The sequence below is a fragment of the Pantoea sp. JKS000250 genome (assembly GCF_003201065.1).
Lineage (GTDB): Bacteria > Pseudomonadota > Gammaproteobacteria > Enterobacterales > Enterobacteriaceae > Pantoea > Pantoea vagans.
Genome location: NZ_QICZ01000001.1, coordinates 3,693,108 through 3,712,129 on the forward strand (window position 1 = coordinate 3,693,108; position 19,022 = coordinate 3,712,129).

Consider the following 19,022-nt stretch of genomic DNA (forward strand, 5'->3'; position numbering starts at 1 on the left):
GCTGAGGTAATATGAGTACTGAAAACTATTTCGCCTGGCGAAGTGAGGTGAAAGAGAAATTTCAGGCATTAACGGCTTCTTTTGAGTTGAAGACGTTATTGCAACAGTTTACTGAATCACTGGGCTTCGATTATTTTGCCTTTTTGATTCAGCATCCGGTGCCATTTACCCGGCCGCGTATTCATTTACATAGCACTTATCCCAAATTATGGGTTAAACGTTATGAGAAGCAGAATTATTACGCTGTCGATCCGGTGCTTACATTGTGTCAGCGACCGGGAAGAGGGATGGCCTGGATTGAGGAACAGTTCACTGACGCCGGCAATCTTTGGCATGAGGCGAGAGAATATGGGCTGCAGAGCGGATTTTCTTGCTCCGCAATGGCACCAAATCGCGTCATTGGTATATTATCTATATCATCGCAACAGCCCATTTCTGTCCAGCTCCGCCATGCTGAGCTGGAGGTGAAACTACACCTTTTAGCGGAACTAAGCCTGGATACGCTGGAGCGCTTTAGCGATGATGCAATGATGGTACTAAAAAAAGCGTTTAGTCAGCGCGAGCTGGAAATTCTGAAATGGACAGCCGAAGGAAAAACGGCGGTCGAAATTTCACTTATTTTATCCATCTCTGAACATACCGTTAACTTTCACCAAAAAAATATGCAAAAGCGTTTCAATGTTTCCAATAAAACGCAGATTGCCTGCTACGCAGCGGCAATCGGACTGATTTGAACATAATACAACTGCTACATTTGGCAGTTCCTTTGTACAGGTCTGTTGTCTACCCTGCGCCGGGGCTTTGCCAGGCTGGCGCAAAGAAATCATTGCAAACATGGGGATGTCAGAGGCGCATGATGAAAATAGTGCAAACGCAATTAAAGGATATGCCATCCTCTTTGCTTGCCGAACTCGGCAGCTACCGTTATAGCGTTTTTGCGCGTGGCGAAGGGTGGTCAATCCCTCCGCGCCTGAGCACGCCAGGACAGGAGTATGATCGCTACGATCGATCAGATGTCACCTGGCTAATCGCATGGAATGCGCGTGAGGGCATTAGTGGCTGCGCGCGTCTGATGCCCTGGTTCGAACCTGAGCAGAGTGAAGGCATTGTGTTGCCTTTCAGCCATGAGAAAGTGTGGGAGATGTCGCGCTTCTCGGCACGGCTGGAAGTCGACGCGGAACTGCCGCTGAACATTCTCTGGCACGCGGTACAGCTGGCAGAGCTGAACGGCATGGAATACATCATCAGTTCGGCAACGCCGATGCTGGAGAAGATGTTTGAAGAGCATGGCGTGGTGTATGAGCCGCTGACGCCGGGACTCATTCTGTCAGAAGATAATCTGTTTGCGATCCGTATTCCGGTCGTTCAGCCCGCTCTGGCAGAGAAATATCGGGGAACACGTCGTTTCAGCCCGGAAGAGGTGCTGCCAACGCTGGGCGTGTCGGTTAACTGGCAGGCGCACAGTTAGCGTATTTGCCCCCGCTGCTGGGGGCAAAAAAGCTTACTGACGGTAGGCTGTTTTGATCTGTTTGATGGTATTGCTGAACACTTCCGCCTGAGGCTTATCGCCCAGCGTCTGCACATAGCGTTCCATGTTAATAATCACTTTTCCGGCATCAGCCTGTCCCATACCTTTCAGAATCAGGGTGATCATCATCTTCAGGCCTGCGATTTCATCCGCTAATTTCCGGGCTTCCTGGGAAGTTGCAAAATCTTCATCGCTCATGCGTTTCTCCTTGGTGAATGACAACGTGTCGGCAATTTGTCCGAACAGCAGTGCGTGAGTATATCACAGGGGCAGTAAGTTGCTGAGACGGGCGCTTCGCTTCGCCTTCAAAGGCTGGTTTGTCCAGTACAACTAATCAATCGCTGAAAGTAATCACAGGCTTCATCAACTCAGCCGTGGCGAGGATGTACGGCACTAAACCTTAAAGTGAGACGGTGTTAATCAACTGAAAATAATAACATTTATTTATTTTTTCGCGATCCGATCTTTTATCATCACCGCCGGTTAATCTCTTCCGGACAGGCCTGGCAGCAATCATGTAATGCTTACACTGTTTTGCTTTGTTGATGTGCTTTTGAGGTAAAAGCGGGTATGATTAATGCCTGAAATCGTGAATTACTTCTTCTTTTTAGCCTCTGGAGTTTCCCCGTTGATCAGTGTGCTTCTTGTTGATGACCATGAACTTGTCCGCGCGGGTATCCGTCGCATCCTGGAGGATGTGAAAGGTCTGGCCGTGGTCGGAGAGGTCAACTGTGGCGAGGATGCCGCCAGATGGTGCCGTGCCAATCAGGTTGATGTGATCCTCATGGATATGAACATGCCGGGGATCGGCGGACTGGAGGCGACGCGCAAAATCGTGCGTTATAATCCTGATATCAAAATTATCATGCTGACCATTCACACGGAAAATCCGCTGCCTGCTAAGGTTATGCAGGCGGGTGCAGCAGGCTACCTCAGTAAAGGGGCGGCGCCACAGGAAGTGATTAATGCGATTCGCTCGGTGAATGCCGGTCAGCGCTACATCGCGTCAGACATTGCTCAGCAGATGGCGCTGAGCCAGATTGAGCCGCAAAAAGCGGAATCGCCTTTCAGCTGTTTGTCGGAAAGGGAATTGCAGATTATGCTGATGATCACCCGGGGACAAAAGGTGACGGAAATTTCCGAGCAGTTAAATCTCAGTCCTAAAACCGTTAACAGTTACCGCTACCGGATGTTCAGTAAGCTGAATATCAGTGGCGACGTAGAGTTAACGCATCTGGCCATTCGACATGGCCTCTATAATGCGGAGCCGTTAATCAGTAGTGAATGACGTTTTTGATTCCAAAGCCTTTCTGAGTACGGTAACCAGCAAACCCGGTGTTTACCGCATGTATGACGCCTCAGGCACCGTCATCTATGTGGGCAAAGCCAAAGACCTGAAGAAGCGTCTCACCAGCTACTTCCGTACCCAGGTCGGCAGCCGCAAAACCGAAGCGCTGGTCAGCAATATCCAGCACATCGATGTCACCGTTACCCACACCGAAACCGAAGCGCTGCTGCTTGAGCATAACTACATTAAGCTCTATCAGCCGCGCTATAACGTACTGCTGCGCGACGATAAATCATATCCCTACATTTTTCTCAGCAGCGATACCCATCCGCGGCTGGCAATGCACCGTGGTGCAAAGCATGCCAAAGGCGAATACTTTGGCCCGTTCCCCAACGGCTATGCGGTGCGCGAGACGCTGGGCCTGCTGCAAAAAGTCTTTCCTGTCCGCCAGTGTGAAAACAGCGTCTACCGCAATCGCTCCCGGCCCTGTCTGCAATATCAGATCGGTCGCTGTCTTGGACCCTGTGTCGCGGGCCTGGTCAGTGAAGAGGAGTATGCGCAGCAGACGGATTACGTACGCCTGTTTTTAGCCGGTAAAGACGATCAGGTTCTCAATCAGCTGGTCAAACGTATGGAAGAGGCGAGCATTGACCTGCGCTTCGAAGAAGCGGCACGACTGCGCGATCAGATTCAGGCTGTGCGCCGTATCACCGAAAAGCAGTTTGTCTCCAATCAGGGTGATGACCTGGATGTGATGGGTGTGGCATATGAAGCAGGCATGGCCTGTCTTCACGTGCTGTTTATCCGTCAGGGCAAAGTGTTGGGCAGCCGCAGCTATTTCCCGAAAGTGCCGGTGGATACCGACCTGGCCGAAGTGGTTCAGACCTTTGTCGGGCAGTTCTATCTGCAGGGCAGCGAGGCACGCACGCTACCGGGTGATATTCTGCTGGACTTTACCCTGCCGGAGCGTGAGCTGCTGGCGGAGTCGCTCAGTGCACTGGCAGGACGCCGGGTGAATATCCAGAGCAAGCCGCGCGGCGATCGCGCCCGTTATCTTAAGCTGGCGCGCACTAACGCCGCGACGGCATTAACCACACGTCTGTCGCAGCACTCCACGATTCATCAGCGGCTGATGGCCCTGGCAGAGTTTCTTGAGCTCGACCGGATCACGCGCATGGAGTGTTTCGATATTAGCCACACCATGGGTGAGCAGACCATCGCCTCCTGTGTGGTGTTCGACCAGAATGGTCCGCTGCGTGCTGACTATCGTCGCTATAACATCACCGGCATTACGCCGGGCGATGATTATGCTGCCATGAATCAGGTGTTACGACGCCGGTATGGTAAAGCGATTGAAGAAGATAAAATCCCGGATGTGATTCTGATCGATGGCGGTAAAGGCCAGCTCTCTCAGGCGAAGCAGGTTTTCGCGGAGCTGGATGTGCCCTGGGACAAAAAACGGCCTATTTTACTCGGTGTCGCCAAAGGCAGCGACCGTAAAGCCGGATTGGAAACGCTGTTCTTTGAGGCGGAAGGTGAGGGTGTTTCGCTGCCACCGGATGCGCCAGCACTGCATGTAATTCAGCACATTCGTGATGACGCTCACAATCATGCCATTTCAGGTCATCGTAAAAAACGAGCCAAAGTAAAGAACACCAGCGCACTGGAAAGCATCGAAGGCGTAGGGCCGAAACGGCGTCAGCAACTGCTTAAGTACATGGGGGGCCTGCAGCCGCTGATGAATGCGTCAGTGGAGGAGATCGCCAATGTACCTGGCATCTCACACGCGCTGGCAGAAAAAATATACTACTCGTTGAAACACTAGCATTGAAACAGGGGGGGCAATGTAGGAACATAGGCTAAATTTTACCTATATCCAGACAGTTACCGGCATATGCAATTAAACATCCCGACGTGTCTCACCCTGTTTCGAGTCGTGCTCATTCCGTTCTTTGTGCTGGCTTTCTATCTGCCGTTCACCTGGGCGCCGCTGGCTACCGCACTGATTTTCGTTTTTGCTGCCATCACCGACTGGTTTGATGGCTTTCTGGCGCGCCGCTGGAAGCAGACGACGCGCTTTGGTGCGTTTCTCGATCCGGTAGCGGATAAAGTGATGGTGGCGATTGCACTGGTGCTGGTGGCGGAATATTTCCACGCCTGGTGGATTACGCTGCCTGCAGCCACTATGATTGCCCGCGAGATCATTATCTCTGCGCTGCGTGAATGGATGGCGGAGATTGGCAAACGCAGCAGCGTGTCGGTTTCCTGGATTGGTAAAGTGAAAACCACCGCTCAGATGTTCTCCCTGTTTGCCTTACTGTGGCGTCCTGATGCTACCGTTGTGGCGGTTGGCGTAGTCGCGTTATACATTGCTGCAGTGCTGACTTTCTGGTCTATGTTCCAGTATTTAAGCGCTGCGCGCGGCGATCTGCTCGAACCGTGATCGATACGATTTAAAAAGCAGCAAACGGACACGCTGTGAGGATAATTTTATTGACTCATTGCGTCATCTAAGTAGAATGCAACGCATCGAACGGCAGCCAGGCTGCCAGAAGATAAATAAAATCAGCAGGTTCGACGAAATTGCTGAAAATTGCGGGAATAGCTCAGTTGGTAGAGCACGACCTTGCCAAGGTCGGGGTCGCGAGTTCGAGTCTCGTTTCCCGCTCCAGATTCGCAGGTCAGGTTAGCCTGACGGCACATCAGTTTAAGGCGCGTTGGCAGAGTGGCTATGCAGCGGATTGCAAATCCGTGTACCTCGGTTCGACTCCGGGACGCGCCTCCAGTTACACCCTGCCCGGGTGGTGAAATCGGTAGACACAAGGGATTTAAAATCCCTCGGCTGTAAGGCTGTGCGGGTTCAAGTCCCGCCCCGGGCACCATATTTCTGCCGCAGAAAAAGAATAAAACAAAGTAATATGCAGTAATGTCGTAACCGCCCAAGGGCGGTTTTTTTGTGTCTGTTATCTGGCGCGACGGTGACGAAACATCCGACTGGTGGTATCAGCCGCCGTCAGCCGCGGGAGCTGAACACCAGCTCATCAGCTGTATCACTTACCAGCACCATTCTTTGCGCCTCTCCACTGGATGAAACAAAGGTCACTTCATGCCCGATGCTGATAGCATCGAATGCATCTGTTGGCTGCGACTGCTTCTGAATCTCCAGAACCATCCGCGAGGCAAAGGGTTTGTCATTGACCTTATCCAGACGATAGTTGGCGGTAAAACTCAGTTCGGGCTGATCAACCACGTAGAATTGTCCTGAAGGCATAGTCTTGACCTCTATATAAGTTTGGCCATACGTCCCGGGCGGGACAGGCTGCCTGAAATTTAAGGTTAGCGGAATAATCAATGTCTGCAGGTGCCCGCGCCTGGTTTATGGGTTTAAGCAGCGATTGCTGAATAAACACGCCGCTTGCGCTTGTCAGTTCTGAAAGGAGCACTAACCTTGTCTACAGTCTACACAGTGTGCTTTCCAGGCAAACTTTTCGGGCATGGTATAAAGGTATTACTGCAACTCTTAATGGGTTGACGATGCGGGTTCAATTCCTGCTGCCCGGTCCTTCTCTCGCCTCTTCTTAACGCCTGCTGCTCTGCCTCCGCAAACTCAGTTACATCTGATTTCACTCATTTTTGCGGCCCACATCGAACTCTGTAACCTGTTGAAACACCCTGGCTTATCGTAAAGTGGAGGATTGTTTGCCGTCTCAGAGAAGCTAACGCCAATGAGTACACCGTCTATTCCTGACTTAACGGAATCGGCTTTACCCCCGATTATCGGCGTTGTCGCCAGCCAGCTGCGCAATCCCTCTCAACAGAAAATACTGGATGAGGTCACGCGCCAGCTCAATGCGCGCGGGGTTATCACGGTGCTGCTGAATGCCGAAACTGACGTGGCACTGACAGCTCTCATCCAGCAGGCGACGCCCCTTGCGCTGCGGGGTCTGCTGCTGTTGCCCGGAAACAAGGCCATCAGTGCCTGTAATCTGCCGGTGCTGGAGATTGACGCAGAGCCTGAATGGCAGGCGGATGCGCTGCGGGCGGGCGAAGTGACAGCAGCGTTACTGCTCGCACAGGGGCATCAGCGGTTTGGCTTTTTGCAGATCCAGCCCGGTGACGTGGCGCAGAAGCAGAGCTACTGCACCACATTACAGGCGGCAGGCATGACGCTGGATGCAGAACTCACTGCTGCCGCTGACGACCGTGACGGCGCTTATCAGGCGATGATGCAGTATCTGAAAAAGACCCGTGCCGCTGAGCGCATTCAGGCACTTTTCTGTGAAAGCGATCTGCTGGCGTTTGGTGCGATACAGGCAGTACGCGATTTTGGTCAGGGTACGCATCTGGCGGTGGCAGGGTTTGGTGACACTGAGGAAGCCCGCAGTCCGACCTGGCATCTTACCACCTGGTCACCGGACGTCAGACAAATCATCGGCCGCGCATTAGATCGCTGGCTGGGTCAGCAGGCAGAAAACAGCGATGAAGAGGGGCAATTACACCAGCGTCACTCTCATTCTGGCAAAGTCATTCCGGGTGAGATGTCAGCCTGCGGCTGCGCCTTTCGGCACTAGCCAGCCTGCGAGACAGGCTGGCCTGAAATACATTATCCCTGCGGTTGTCCTGCCGGACCGACACCACCCGGTGCGCCAACCGGCTGCTGTCCGCCTGGCGGTGGTGGGGCATCTCTGCCCGGCGGTGGCGGTGCACAGGCGGTGAGGGTAGCAAGAATAGCCAGCGTCGATAACAGATAAGCCGTACGTTTCATCGTAATTCCCTGATCAGGTAAGCGGAACGTAAAGTATAGAGAATCGACAAAAAATCGCGCAGTCAGCGTCGGGCGTCCGCTGCATAACGTAAATTAATGGCGATTATTTGAGACGCCTCTCAACTCCTGCAAGCCGGGAATGCGTTGCGGGCAGGAGCACGCTAAGGTAGCGCTTCATTTAAGAGGAGTTGTTATGAATGGCATGATGAAGTTCGTCCGCGGCTGGCTGGTATTCTCTGTTCTGTGGGGCGTATTCATGTGGTTTATGTCATGGCAGCAGCAGGGCAAGGAGCCTGGACTGGCGGTTCTGACAAGTCTCTACGCCGGTTTAATCTATCAGGCGCTGATTACGATGGTGGGCCGTTACCGGGCGCGCCGACAACAGGCTGAGTAAATTCTGCTGCCGGAGAGGCAGCAGAACGCACCCTCTTAGCCGAAATTACCGGTCAGGCGCTGATGGAAATCAGTACTGCGTGGATCCAGCCCCTCAATGGTCACCTCTGCACCATAACGCTGATAGCGATACTCAATGCCATCCAGTGCCGCGACGCTGGATGCATCCCAGATTTGTGCGTGGGTTAAATCGATCGTCACTTTTTTCGGGTCATGGGCATAATCGAAATGCTCAAACAGATCGTTGCTGCTGGCAAAGAACAGCGGACCACGCACCACATAGCGCACTGAGCTGCCATCGTCGCTCAGCTGGCGTTCCGCATGGATAACGTGCGCAATACGACGGGCAAACAGCAGCATCGCGAGGATCACCCCAGCCAGCACGCCCAGCGCCAGATTACCTGTCCAGACCGTCACAGCCACCGTCAGCACCATAATCAGCGTTTCTGACCACGGCATACGTTTCAGGGTAGCGGGCTGCAGGCTATGCCAGTTAACGGTTTTCACCGCCACCACCATCATGATCCCGGCCAGCACCACCATCGGGATTTGCGCCATAATCCGGCTGAGTCCGGTCACCAGCAACAGCAGCACCAGACCGGCGGCCAGGGTGGAGACACGGCTGCGTGCCCGGCCCAGCTCAACGTTAACAATCGTCTGACCTATCATCGCGCACCCGGCGATGCCGCCATAAAAACCGGCAAAAATATTTGCTACCCCAAGGCCCCAGGCTTCACGTCGCTTACTGGAGGGAGTATCGGTCAGGTCATCAACCAGTTTGGCGGTAAGCAGTGACTCCATCAGCCCGACAAAAGCGATGCTGAGTGCGGTGGGCCAGATAATCTGCAGGGTCTGCAGGTTAAGCGGCACCAGCAGACTGTTAAAACCGGGCAGGCCGGGACTCATTGGCCCTTCATCGCCCACGTTCGGCATGCGATAACCCATTAACAGTGCGACCGCAGTCACCACCACAATGGCGACCAGAGGTGAAGGAACACTCTTTAACAGGCGCGGCAACAACAGCACGATAGCCAGGGTGACGGCAAAGAAGATCCACACCAGGGATGACTGACCCCAGACGTGCGGCACCTGAGCAAAGAAAATCAGCACGCCAAGTGCATTCACAAATCCCAGCATGACCGAGCGGGGGATATAGCGCATCATGCGCGCCAGCCCGGCGACGCCAAACAGAATCTGAATCACACCGCCCATCACCACTGCCGGCAGAATATATTCGACACCGTGCAGATGGACCATCGGCCCGATCACCAGCGCCACGGAACCCGCTGCTGCCGTGACCATTGCCGGACGACCGCCCAGTATCGACAGCGTCAGGCAGAGTACCACCGAGGCGACCAGACTGACTTTCGGATCGACACCGGCAATAACGGAAAAAGAGATCACTTCAGGGATCAGCGCCAGCGCGGTAATCACACCGGCCAGGCATTCACGGGTCAGCAGCGCAGGCGAACGCAGAACGCGCCCCACACTGATATCGCCCGCCACAACGTCGGTTGCAGCAACATCATTGGTCTGAGTCATAAAGTCTTGCAGGCTCTTTAGTTGTTTTGCTCCCGCGCGAGGGGCGGGAAGATTGGGACAATGGTGAGGGGCAGATAGTACCGGGCGACTGGCGAAGTTGCCAGAAAAAGACGGGTGACTCCCTCCGTGGAGTCGCGATTACAGTGAAAAATCGTCCGGGGTTTTATGGACCACCAGGTCAAGCAGCTGCCGGTGGATGTCCAGCATCTCCCTGTCGCTTTCCAGTTCCAGCCGGTGAATAAGCTTTGAGATAATGGCTTTATTATTCACTGGCATGCCTGATTGCAGGATTTCTGCAACAAGGATACCCAGCATTTCCATCTCGCTGGCTGGCTTATTGGCGGCAGGATTAAAGTAATCAGCAATTTCCTGATTGGTCCGGGGAAGAATATATTGCATGTGTAAGCCCTTCAAAACAGCCCGATTCCGGTTCGGATGTCAGGACAAAATCGATCAAAAAACCATCACATGGACAGATGCGATGGTGCCAGCTGCAAAAACTGAGCAGATAAAAAATAACCTCTGAAGGTGGAAATCCACTGACACCTTCAGAGGCGACGCAAGTGCATCATTCGTTACAGAGTCGCATGACAACTCATGGCAGTAAACTTATACAATGAAGGGCAATCTGTACAATCGGATCCTTTGGCAAAACGTGCTATTAGTAACTTATCAGCAGCTTATAAGGATTAATCCGAACCAAAATCTGTACAAATAACCTATACAAACGATGGGTTCGGCTGATGAAACGGAGGAGTAGGGGAAGTTTTAGCCTGCTCCCCGCTGAAAAACTAACTGAAAAGCGCCAGTTTTCCCGTCAGTTTGCGCAGCGCTTTCTTATCGCCGACGATAGCCAGCCCCAGCAGACGCCACTGCTGTCGGGGTTGTTGCCGCAGTACCTCACCTAGCGCCTGATAATCGGTAGTACTCTGGCCTGCTTCCGGAAACAGCACCAGATCGTACTCTGCCTGTTCGCACTGTTCCCGCAAAGCATTAAGCTCCTGGTCGGAGGCAGCCAGCACCGGAATGCCGGTAGTAATCAAACCGGGTGAGGGGTGTTTCTCTGCATCCTCCAGCGCGTCACCAACCAATGTCGGATGGCGCTGTCCCAGGGTTAAGGCGATCACGGCGGCGGCGTTGGTCGCTTTGCCTGGCGGCAGAGCGGCATTAAGTATCATCACACATCGTTTGTCCTGCATTGCGCTTCTCCTGACGAAAAAAACGCATTGTGGCAAGTGACTCAGCTCGGGTCTGGAAGATTTGTGCAGGCGTGCTGATAACGGGCGGGGGAAAGCTGGCAGGCGCGCTTAAACCAGCGGCCCAGATGACTCTGATCGGCGAAACCTAGCGCAGCGGCCACATCGGCGACAGGCTGGCCCTGCGCCAGCTGGCGTCGTGCCTGGCTCAGTCGCCACTGCACCAGCCAGGCGTGGGGCGGCAAACCCCAGTGCGTCTGAAACAGGCGGGACAGCCGGAAGCGATCTGTCTGCAGATGCTGTGCCATCTGCGCCAGACCGGGATTATCCGCATGGTGGGCAATCAGCCAGTCACGTGCCTGCAGCGCCAGCCGGGCATCTCTGTCTGTGGGCTGCGCGGGCAGAGACCACTGCTGGTGCGGGGTGAGCTGACTCAGCATCCTATCCATCGCCGCCTCTTTGATGATGGCAGGATGGTTGTGCCACAGCGCATCAAATGCGTGCCAGACGGCATACGCCAGCGGGCGGTCATCGCGCAGCGTGGCGGCAAACCGCAGCTCACGCGGTGAGGGTGCATCAGTCTGCTCAGGGGCGCGGTGGCGGGCAATCTGCTGTGGCGTAAGATAGAGCATCCGATAGGTAAAACCGCTGTCGTTGATGGCATCACCATCATGCAGCTCCTCCGGCTCAAGCATAAAGACCGTTCCGGGACGACTCTGATGCTGTTTGCGTCGCGAATGAAACTGCTGTACACCTTGCTCGGTCACGCCAATCAGATAACTGTCGTGCCAGTGCGGGTCATAGGCGTGGCCGGTAAAATGGGCGCGCAGGGCCTCGATACCACTCACGGCGTCGCGACGCAGATCGACCCAGTTTGGTGATGCCTGTTTCATGTTATCCGGCTCCCGGTTACGGCCTCTGGACATTCTGACGTGTTCCACTAATTTTTAACAGACCGGACGCTTTTCAATCGTGTTTCGCTTTGCGTATAATAACGCTTCCACTCAATTAGATGTCTTACTATTAGGCTGCTAACATTTGTCTCAGCATACGCGTACCTTTACCCATTTATTGCATCTGACCGCCCACGCCTGGCGGCTGGCGGTGGATCGTCACCTCAAAGATAGCGGCTTAAGCATGAGCAGCTGGATGGCCATCGGGCTGATTGCCAGTGAACCGCAACGCATGACTCAGACCGAACTGGCGCAGCTGCTGGGACTGGAAGATGCCAGCATGGTGCCGCTGGTGGATCGGCTGGTCAAACAGTCACTGCTGACGCGGGTACAGCCGCCGGAAGATCGCCGTAAACGTCACCTGGTGCTGACCGAAAAGGGCAACGAAGCGTTCGCTAAAGTGAAAACCGAAGCTGATGCACTCCGTACTGAAATGCTGGCCGATATCGATCCGCAGGATCTGGCCGTCACCGAGCGTGTACTGCAACACCTGCTGAGCCGCATGGGAAGTATGTAGCAGTGGCAAAGCGAAATCCCTACGCTGCACGCGAGTGGTTGCCGCATGAAAAACCGATGCTGCCGGGTTCGCCCTCGACCCCGCTGCATCCGATGCCAAAACGCCTGGCGTTTGGCCTGATAGGCTTACTGATCTCGCTGACTGGTGCGCTGAGTAATGCGCTGGTTACGGCGAACCTGGTTAATCTGCAGGGCACCTTTGGGGCCTGGTCAAATGAAATTGCCTGGCTGCCTGCGGTTTACGTGATGGGCAATATCTCCATTAACCTGCTGCTGGTGAAGTTCCGTCAGCAGTTTGGTCTGCGTGTCTTTACCGAAGCGTTTCTGGTGCTCTATGTGCTGGTGGCGTTCTTTCATCTGTTCGCCAACGATTTAAGCTCTGCGATCGTTGTGCGCACGGCCCACGGCATGGTAGCTGCGGCGCTCAGCTCGCTGGGTATCTACTATCAGGTACAGGCGTGGCCTGCGAAACACAGGCTGAAAGCGCTGGTGATAGGCCTGACGGTCTCGCAGCTGGCTATCCCGCTGGCCCGCTTATTCTCGTCGGAATTACTGCAGCTCAATGAGTGGCGCGGTCTCTATCTGTTTGAACTCGGTCTGGCGCTGATTGCGCTCGGTGGAGTTCTGCTGGTGAAACTGCCTCCGGGCGATCGCATCAAAACGTTTGAGAAGATGGACTTCGTCACCTTTATCCTGCTGGCGCCCGGCATGGCGCTGTTGTGCGGTGTACTGACGCTGGGCCGTATTGAGTGGTGGTTTACCACGCCCTGGCTCGGTATCTGTACTGCGATTGCCCTGACGCTGATTGTCGCGGCTATCGTCATTGAACATAACCGGCGCAACCCGCTGATTAATACCCGCTGGCTCAGCAGCGGCATGATGGTGCGGCTGGGCATTGTGATGATCATGATCCGTATTGTGCTGGCGGAGCAGAACACCGGTGCGGTCGGCTTTCTGCAGCAGATCGGTCTGCAGAACGATCAGATGCGCGGTCTGGCGCTGGCGATCATGGCCGGGGTTATCGTGGGCATCGCTGCCAGTGCGCTGACCATCAAGCCTGCGCATCTTAACTGGCCGATTGTCGCGTCGCTGGTGGTGATGATTATCGCCTCGCTGATGGATGCGCAATCCAGTCCACTGACCCGTGGCCCCGAGATGTATTTCAGCCAGTTTCTGCTGGGCTTCAGCAGCGCATTTTTCATGGCTCCCGCCATGCTGATGGGCATTGGCAGCGTGGTCACGCAGCCGAAAAATCTGGTGAGCTTTGTGGTGCTGTTTGGCATGAGTCAGAACCTGGGCGGGCTGATTGGCTCGGCGATTCTGGGCACGTTTCAGGTCTGGCGGGAAAAATATCACTCCAGCCTGCTGGGTGATCAGCTCTCACTGCTCGATCCCAATGTTACCGAGCGGCTCAGCCAGTACAATGCGCTGTTTAATTCGCTGGTGGGGGACGACGTTCTGCGCGGTGCGCAGAGCACCAGCCAGTTACAGACGGTTGCCACGCTGCAGGCTAACGTGCTCGCTTATAACGACACCTACCTGTTAACTGCCGCGCTGGCCCTGGTCACGCTGATGTGGGTGATCTGGCGTTTAACCCGACGTCGCTATCTTGACTGGCGTCAGGCGCAATTTAACCTGCGCGAGCAGCAACAGCTGGCCGCGTTACAGGAATCAACGGAGAAACAATGAGTCAGCAGGATGAGCTTCAGGCGGCGGAACGTGAGCGCGCGAATCGCCGCCGTATTCTTTCTATTGCCGCAGGCAGCGGCATTGTGGTGATTGGCGTACTGGTTATTCTCTACGCCTGGCAACTCTGGCCCTTCACCAGCGCCATACAAAGTACCGAAAACGCCTATGTGCGCGGTCAGGTAACCTTTATCAGTCCGCAGGTTAATGGCTATCTCACTTCGGTAGAAGTGATTGACCTGCAGCCGGTGAAAAAAGGGCAGCTGCTGATGACGATTGACGACCGTATCTATCGCCAGCGGGTGCATCAGGCGCAGGCGCAGCTGGCGATGAAGCAGGCTGCACTCAACAATAATCTGCAGCAGCGGCGCAGCGCTGAAGCGACGATTCAGAGCAATAAAGCGGCGCTGGAGAATGCCAAAGCCCAGGCGCTGAAAAGCGGCTTTGATCTGAAGCGCGTTGAAAATCTTACGGCGGATGGATCGCTGTCGGTGCGCGAGCGTGACGCCGCCCGCGCTGCAAACGCCCAGGCCCAGGCGCAGGTGCGTCAGGCGGCGGCGCAGATCGCTGTCGCCGAACAGAATCTGCAAACCGTCATCGTTAACCGCGACGCGCTGGAAGGCGATGTCGACAGCGCCCGCGCTGCGCTGGAGCTGGCAGAGATCGATCTGGCGAATACCCGGATTACTGCGCCCGACGATGGCCAGCTTGGTCAGCTGTCGGTTCGCACCGGTGCTTATGTCACGGCCGGTACGCGCCTGACCTCGGTGGTACCCAATCACAAATGGATCATCGCGAACCTGAAAGAGACCCAGCTGGCCAATATTCGTCCCGGCCTGCCCGCAACAATTCGGGTCGATGCGCTGGATGGCAAACGCTTTAACGGGCAGGTGGAATTTATCTCACCAGCAGCAGGCTCGGAGTTCAGCGCCATTTCGCCTGATAACGCTACCGGCAACTTCGTTAAAATCGCACAGCGTATTCCGGTTCGCATCCGCATCAACGATCAGGATATGCATCAGTTGCGTCCGGGTATGTCGGTCGAAGTAAATATCGACACCGCCGCCCAGCCCGCTGCTGAGGGCGCACCATGAGGGTTCGTTTACTGATCGGTGTGATGGCGCTGCTGCTGACAGGCTGTGCCACCCAGGTTGAAAAGGCACCGTCCTCTCTGCCGATCCCCGACGCGTGGCGTAATAGTGTCGGTCCTTCTGCCGCACCGGAGGCGGCGTGGTGGCGCGCGTTTCATGATGAATACCTCAACCGGCTGGTGACCCAGGCGCTGCGCAATAATCCCGATATTCTCACGGCACGATCCCGGGTCGATCAGTATCGCGCACAGCTGCGCGCCACGCAGGGCGATAACTTTCCGACGCTGAGCGCCGGGGTGGCTGCGACCCGCGAGCGCACGCTCTCTTCAGTGACGGGTCAGCCGTATGAAACCGATGTTTTCCAGGGCTTACTACAGGCGAACTATGAGGTCGATCTCTGGGGAGCGCGCAGCAGTAGCATTTCGGCGGCACAGGCGACCTTAGCGGCGCAGCAGGCTGCCGCGTCTGCCGCCGAGCTGACCATCGCCAGTTCGGTGGCGTCAGGCTATCTCAACCTCTGCGCGCTGGATGAACAACTGCGGGTGACGGAGGCCACGCTGGCGACCCGCAACAACTCCCTGAAGCTGGCACAGCGTCAGTTTGAAACCGGCTACACCTCCAGACTGGAGTGGATGCAGGCCGCCTCGGAGTATCAGTCAGCCAGAGCGCAGATGCCGCAGCTGCAGCATCAGATCACCCAGCAGGAGAACGCGCTGAGCATTCTGGTGGGCATGAATCCGCGCAGCATCGCCCGTCGTCAGCAGTTCGACCAGATCTTACCGCAGCAGATGCCGTCACTGTTACCCTCAGAGCTGCTCAATCGCCGTCCGGACATTGTGCAGGCACAGCGTCAGTTACTGGCCGCAGATGCGAGCCTGGCATCGTCGCGGGCGAAGCTGTTGCCAGGGCTGAATCTCACCGCCACCGGCACCCTGCAGAGTTCGGTGTTGCATCAGCTGGCGGATGACCCGTTCCGGCTGTGGAGCGTCGGCGGCAGCATTCTGGCGCCGCTGCTGAACCGTGAAGCGCTGACGGCGCAGGTGGATGTCTCCATGGCGACGCGCAATCAGGCACTTTATGGCTATGAAAAAGTGGTACGCAACGCCTTCGCGGAAGTCAGCGATGCCATCGATGCCATCAGACGGGGTGAGGAACAGCTCCAGGAGCTGCAAAAGCAGGAAGCCTATGTAACGGAGGCGCTGCGCATTGCCCGCAATCGCTATCAGAACGGCTACGCTTCTTATCTGGATGAACTGGATGCGCAGCGAACCCTGTTCTCAACTCAGCTCAATCGGGTGACGGTCAAAAATAACCTGCTGCTGGCGCAAATCGATCTCTACCGCGCGCTGGGCGGTGGCTGGACACCGGCCTCCACACCGTAATTGCCTGGTCCGATCCAGCCGCAGCCAGAGTTTCTGCGGCCAGGATCGGCCTCTGCGCTGTGGCTATGACTGCGCATCTTACCCCGCTTTAATCCCCCAAATAACCACTAAAAACCCATGCATACTTCTGCTTACCTGTCTTTACATTCGATGGTATCATGCGCGGGTTTTAAGCCAGCCAGACGGAAAAGCGCACGAAAAGTTCAGGCTGCGCACGACAAGTTATTCACATAACTAATTAATATAAATAATAAAAGAAGGGATTCATCATGAATAAAAATACATTTTTTACATTAGTCGTCGCTGCTGTGTTATTAACCGGCTGCGCGCGTACGGCACCGATTCATAACGTGAATCAGACCCTGACTCAGCGCTACACCGATAACCAGATGAAACTGGCGATCATTGAAGCGGGCATTGGCCGTAAATGGGTGATGACGCCTGTTTCTCCTGGCGTGATCAATGGCCGTCTGGCCCAGCGTGATTTCGTGGCGACCATTCGCATCACCTATACCAGCCAGAACTACCGCATCGATTATGTCAGCAGTGAAAACCTGAAAGCGGGACAGGGTGAGATCCACAATAACTACAACCGCTGGATTGCCAATCTCGATCAGGATATTCAGTTACGACTCTCGGCCCTGGCCGCTCAGTAATGCGTGCGCTGTCGCAATGATTTGCCAACAGACGATCGGAGCATAAAGATCGCCTGCATCCGGCCGACAAATCAGATGAGCTGCTATTGCTGAACCACCAAATAAACCTCTACCGTGAATCCCCGATGCGGGATCGGCAGAGGATTTCCGGTACGCACTTTTTTGCTGAGGGTAGGGGTGACGATCCGATGAACGCCGACTCCACACGTATGACGAAAAGAGTGTTGAGATGAGACTCGCTTACTCGCTGGTCGACTGGCAGGCTCTGGCTCCGGGATTAAGCGGGAGCGAGACCTGGCGGGACTGGGCGCAACAGGACACCGCTATTGACCCAGACGGGGCAATGGCAAAGCCGCAATTTTTACCGATGATGACGGCGCGTCGTCTGGGCGGCGGCAGTCGTGCGGCGGTAGAGTGCGGGCTGGCACTGCTGGCGCGTCAGTCGGTGGACGCGATCGTGTTTACCAGCCGTCACGGTGAACTGGAGCGCAATCTGCGTATCCTGAAAACACTGGCGGATCAGCAGTCGATGTCACCCACGGATTTTGCTATGTCGGTTCACAATTCGGCGGTCGGCAGCCTGACTATCGCAGCTAAAGCGCCACTGGTTTCCACCTCCATCTCGGCAGGTGTGGACTCTTTTCAGCAGGGGCTGATTGAAGTCAGCGCCCTGCATCAGGCGGGTTATCAGCAGGTGCTGCTGGTCGATTTTGACGGCATCGTGCCTGGCTATTATCTGCCGTGGCTGTCGGAACCGTGCGTGAATGTCCCCTACGCGGTGGCACTCCTGCTGCGGGCAGGCGACCAGCTGGTCTGCACGGGCCGCGCTGGCGGAGAGAAGAGGGCAGAGTCCCGATTACCACAGAGCCTGCATTTTCTGCAGCAGTGGCTGGCGGTATCGCCCACCTTTAGCCTGCCGGGCGAACGCCTGACATGGCACTGGGAGAGGAAACATGGCTGATTGTTCACAACCGATGCACTACGCGGGCAGTCGCGTTAACTACTGCTGGCGGCTGGTGATGACGGCGGTGAGTTTTACGCTGTTTGGCCTCGGCGGACTGCTGCTGTCACTGATTGGCTTCAATCTGCTGCTGCTGGTACAGCGCGACTCGCTGCGCCGCCGTCAACTGGCCCGGCGCGCTATCGCCTTCAGCTTTCGTTGCTTTTTGCGGTTCTGCCGGATGACCGGCGTCTACGACTACCGCATTGAAGGGGCAGAGCAGCTGCAACAGGATCGTGGATGCCTGATTGTCGCTAATCATCCGTCACTGATCGACTACGTGATGATCGCCTCGGTACTGCCGGAGATGGATTGTCTGGTCAAAGCCGATTTGCAAAAGAACCCCTTTATGCGTGGGGTGATCCGCGCCGCCGACTATCTGATCAACAGTGAAGCGGAGACGCTGCTGCCGGACAGTCAGCAGCGACTGGCGCGCGGCGACAATATCCTGATTTTTCCGGAAGGCACTCGCACCCGCTATGGTCAGCCGCTGACCCTGCAGCGCGGGGCCGCCAACATCGCGGTACGCGCCGGATGCGATCTGCGCGTGGTTCACATCACCTGCAGCCAGCGCATGCTCGATAAGCAGAGCCGCTGGTATCAGATTCCGCCGGTCAAACCGCTGTTTACCATACGCGTACAGGCGCGAATCGACAGTCAGTCATTTTTTGAAAGCAATCCCGACGCGCAGCCGCTGGCCGCGCGTCGCCTGACCCGCCATTTAGAGAAGGCGCTGGTCCCCCAGAACAGGTAAGACGAAAACCGGTATGGATTTATTAATTAACGATATCAAACAGATGATTATCGACACGCTGAACCTTGAAGACCTTAGCTCCGATGATATAGAGACCGACGCGGCGCTGTTTGGCGACGGACTGGGGCTGGACTCCATTGATGCATTGGAACTTGGCCTGGCAGTGAAAAATCGCTATGGCGTGGCACTTTCTGCGGAGAGTGAAACCCTGCGTGCCCACTTCTTCTCTGTTGCGACGCTGGCAGCGTTCGTCAACCAACAGCGCGGCTGAA

22 protein-coding genes and 4 tRNA genes are annotated in these 19,022 nt (G+C 55.4%); 19 read left to right on the forward strand and 7 right to left on the reverse strand.

The window, feature by feature from the left end:
• Positions 1 to 11: 11 nt before the first annotated feature.
• Together sdiA and BY447_RS17460 are read left to right on the forward strand one after the other, a co-directional pair.
• Positions 12 to 734 (forward strand): transcriptional regulator SdiA, encoded by a 723-nt coding sequence (sdiA, locus tag BY447_RS17455; RefSeq protein WP_095707412.1) that lies wholly within the window; start codon positions 12 to 14, stop codon positions 732 to 734.
• 122 nt (positions 735 to 856) lie between these two features.
• Entirely contained in the window at positions 857 to 1,468 is a 612-nt protein-coding gene (locus BY447_RS17460) for an acyl-homoserine-lactone synthase (RefSeq protein ID WP_033782566.1), read from the forward strand.
• 33 nt (positions 1,469 to 1,501) lie between these two features.
• Here BY447_RS17460 and BY447_RS17465 read toward each other — a convergent pair whose 3' ends face one another.
• Positions 1,502 to 1,726, reverse strand: coding sequence for a DUF2594 family protein (locus tag BY447_RS17465; RefSeq protein ID WP_003849983.1), 225 nt, complete (start codon positions 1,724 to 1,726; stop codon positions 1,502 to 1,504).
• Between the two features lie 430 nt (positions 1,727 to 2,156).
• Between BY447_RS17465 and uvrY the strand changes: the two genes are divergently transcribed.
• The 6 genes from uvrY (at position 2,157) to BY447_RS17495 (ending at position 5,698) form a co-directional block, all read left to right on the forward strand.
• A complete protein-coding gene (uvrY, locus tag BY447_RS17470; protein ID WP_013357383.1) occupies positions 2,157 to 2,816 on the forward strand; it encodes a UvrY/SirA/GacA family response regulator transcription factor in 660 nt (219 codons plus the stop codon).
• The gene (uvrC, locus tag BY447_RS17475) at positions 2,809 to 4,641 is read left to right on the forward strand and encodes an excinuclease ABC subunit UvrC (protein WP_110331663.1); all 1,833 of its coding nucleotides are present in this window, start codon (positions 2,809 to 2,811) and stop codon (positions 4,639 to 4,641) included. Before uvrY ends, uvrC begins: the two co-directional genes overlap by 8 nt.
• A gap of 69 nt (positions 4,642 to 4,710) precedes the next feature.
• Complete coding sequence (gene pgsA, locus BY447_RS17480) at positions 4,711 to 5,259, forward strand: CDP-diacylglycerol--glycerol-3-phosphate 3-phosphatidyltransferase (RefSeq protein ID WP_013357385.1); 549 nt, start codon at positions 4,711 to 4,713, stop codon at positions 5,257 to 5,259.
• A gap of 152 nt (positions 5,260 to 5,411) precedes the next feature.
• Positions 5,412 to 5,487 (forward strand) — tRNA-Gly (locus BY447_RS17485).
• A gap of 40 nt (positions 5,488 to 5,527) precedes the next feature.
• Positions 5,528 to 5,601 (forward strand) — tRNA-Cys (locus tag BY447_RS17490).
• A gap of 10 nt (positions 5,602 to 5,611) precedes the next feature.
• Positions 5,612 to 5,698 (forward strand) — tRNA-Leu (locus BY447_RS17495).
• Positions 5,699 to 5,829: 131 nt separating this feature from the next.
• Here BY447_RS17495 and BY447_RS17500 read toward each other — a convergent pair.
• A complete protein-coding gene (locus BY447_RS17500) occupies positions 5,830 to 6,087 on the reverse strand; it encodes a hypothetical protein (RefSeq protein WP_013357386.1) in 258 nt (85 codons plus the stop codon).
• Between the two features lie 217 nt (positions 6,088 to 6,304).
• On the opposite strand from BY447_RS17500, the gene BY447_RS23265 reads away from it, so the two are divergent.
• Together BY447_RS23265 and BY447_RS17505 are read left to right on the forward strand one after the other, a co-directional pair.
• Positions 6,305 to 6,377 (forward strand) — tRNA-Lys (locus BY447_RS23265).
• A gap of 164 nt (positions 6,378 to 6,541) precedes the next feature.
• Positions 6,542 to 7,387: a substrate-binding domain-containing protein gene (locus tag BY447_RS17505; RefSeq protein ID WP_110331664.1), complete on the forward strand. Its 846-nt coding sequence runs from the start codon at positions 6,542 to 6,544 to the stop codon at positions 7,385 to 7,387.
• Between the two features lie 32 nt (positions 7,388 to 7,419).
• On the opposite strand, the gene BY447_RS23395 is transcribed toward BY447_RS17505, so the two are convergent.
• A complete protein-coding gene (locus BY447_RS23395; protein ID WP_199226936.1) occupies positions 7,420 to 7,581 on the reverse strand; it encodes a hypothetical protein in 162 nt (53 codons plus the stop codon).
• 193 nt (positions 7,582 to 7,774) lie between these two features.
• On the opposite strand from BY447_RS23395, the gene BY447_RS17510 reads away from it, so the two are divergent.
• Positions 7,775 to 7,975, forward strand: a complete 201-nt coding sequence (locus BY447_RS17510) for a DUF6404 family protein (protein ID WP_013357389.1) — start codon at positions 7,775 to 7,777, stop codon at positions 7,973 to 7,975.
• A gap of 35 nt (positions 7,976 to 8,010) precedes the next feature.
• Here BY447_RS17510 and BY447_RS17515 read toward each other — a convergent pair whose 3' ends face one another.
• The 4 genes from BY447_RS17515 to BY447_RS17530 form a co-directional block, all read right to left on the reverse strand.
• Entirely contained in the window at positions 8,011 to 9,516 is a 1,506-nt protein-coding gene (locus BY447_RS17515) for a SulP family inorganic anion transporter (RefSeq protein ID WP_179291175.1), read from the reverse strand.
• A 138-nt stretch (positions 9,517 to 9,654) separates the two neighbouring features.
• Positions 9,655 to 9,915 carry a biofilm/acid-resistance regulator YmgB/AriR gene (locus tag BY447_RS17520; RefSeq protein WP_033782572.1) on the reverse strand — a complete coding sequence of 87 codons (261 nt, stop codon included), beginning with the start codon at positions 9,913 to 9,915 and terminating at the stop codon, positions 9,655 to 9,657.
• 392 nt (positions 9,916 to 10,307) lie between these two features.
• Complete coding sequence (locus tag BY447_RS17525; RefSeq protein ID WP_110331665.1) at positions 10,308 to 10,715, reverse strand: DUF2000 domain-containing protein; 408 nt, start codon at positions 10,713 to 10,715, stop codon at positions 10,308 to 10,310.
• A 41-nt stretch (positions 10,716 to 10,756) separates the two neighbouring features.
• The gene (locus tag BY447_RS17530) at positions 10,757 to 11,605 is read right to left on the reverse strand and encodes an AraC family transcriptional regulator (RefSeq protein WP_110331666.1); all 849 of its coding nucleotides are present in this window, start codon (positions 11,603 to 11,605) and stop codon (positions 10,757 to 10,759) included.
• 145 nt (positions 11,606 to 11,750) lie between these two features.
• Here BY447_RS17530 and BY447_RS17535 point away from each other — a divergent pair, with 145 nt between their 5' ends.
• From BY447_RS17535 to BY447_RS17570, 8 genes are all read left to right on the forward strand, one after another.
• Complete coding sequence (locus BY447_RS17535) at positions 11,751 to 12,182, forward strand: MarR family winged helix-turn-helix transcriptional regulator (protein WP_110331667.1); 432 nt, start codon at positions 11,751 to 11,753, stop codon at positions 12,180 to 12,182.
• Between the two features lie 2 nt (positions 12,183 to 12,184).
• Complete coding sequence (locus BY447_RS17540; RefSeq protein WP_033732217.1) at positions 12,185 to 13,870, forward strand: MFS transporter; 1,686 nt, start codon at positions 12,185 to 12,187, stop codon at positions 13,868 to 13,870.
• Positions 13,867 to 14,961 carry an HlyD family secretion protein gene (locus BY447_RS17545; RefSeq protein WP_110331668.1) on the forward strand — a complete coding sequence of 365 codons (1,095 nt, stop codon included), beginning with the start codon at positions 13,867 to 13,869 and terminating at the stop codon, positions 14,959 to 14,961. The genes BY447_RS17540 and BY447_RS17545 overlap by 4 nt, the downstream gene beginning before the upstream one ends.
• On the forward strand, positions 14,958 to 16,340 hold the full coding sequence (locus BY447_RS17550; RefSeq protein ID WP_110331669.1) for an efflux transporter outer membrane subunit: 1,383 nt from the start codon (positions 14,958 to 14,960) through the stop codon (positions 16,338 to 16,340). The genes BY447_RS17545 and BY447_RS17550 overlap by 4 nt, the downstream gene beginning before the upstream one ends.
• Positions 16,341 to 16,609: 269 nt before the next feature.
• Positions 16,610 to 16,996, forward strand: a complete 387-nt coding sequence (locus BY447_RS17555; RefSeq protein ID WP_013357398.1) for a hypothetical protein — start codon at positions 16,610 to 16,612, stop codon at positions 16,994 to 16,996.
• A 229-nt stretch (positions 16,997 to 17,225) separates the two neighbouring features.
• On the forward strand, positions 17,226 to 17,957 hold the full coding sequence (locus BY447_RS17560; RefSeq protein ID WP_110331670.1) for a beta-ketoacyl synthase chain length factor: 732 nt from the start codon (positions 17,226 to 17,228) through the stop codon (positions 17,955 to 17,957).
• On the forward strand, positions 17,950 to 18,750 hold the full coding sequence (locus tag BY447_RS17565; protein WP_110331671.1) for a lysophospholipid acyltransferase family protein: 801 nt from the start codon (positions 17,950 to 17,952) through the stop codon (positions 18,748 to 18,750). Before BY447_RS17560 ends, BY447_RS17565 begins: the two co-directional genes overlap by 8 nt.
• Before the next feature lie 13 nt (positions 18,751 to 18,763).
• Positions 18,764 to 19,021 carry a phosphopantetheine-binding protein gene (locus BY447_RS17570; RefSeq protein WP_033782584.1) on the forward strand — a complete coding sequence of 86 codons (258 nt, stop codon included), beginning with the start codon at positions 18,764 to 18,766 and terminating at the stop codon, positions 19,019 to 19,021.
• The last annotated feature ends 1 nt before the right edge of the window (position 19,022 follow it).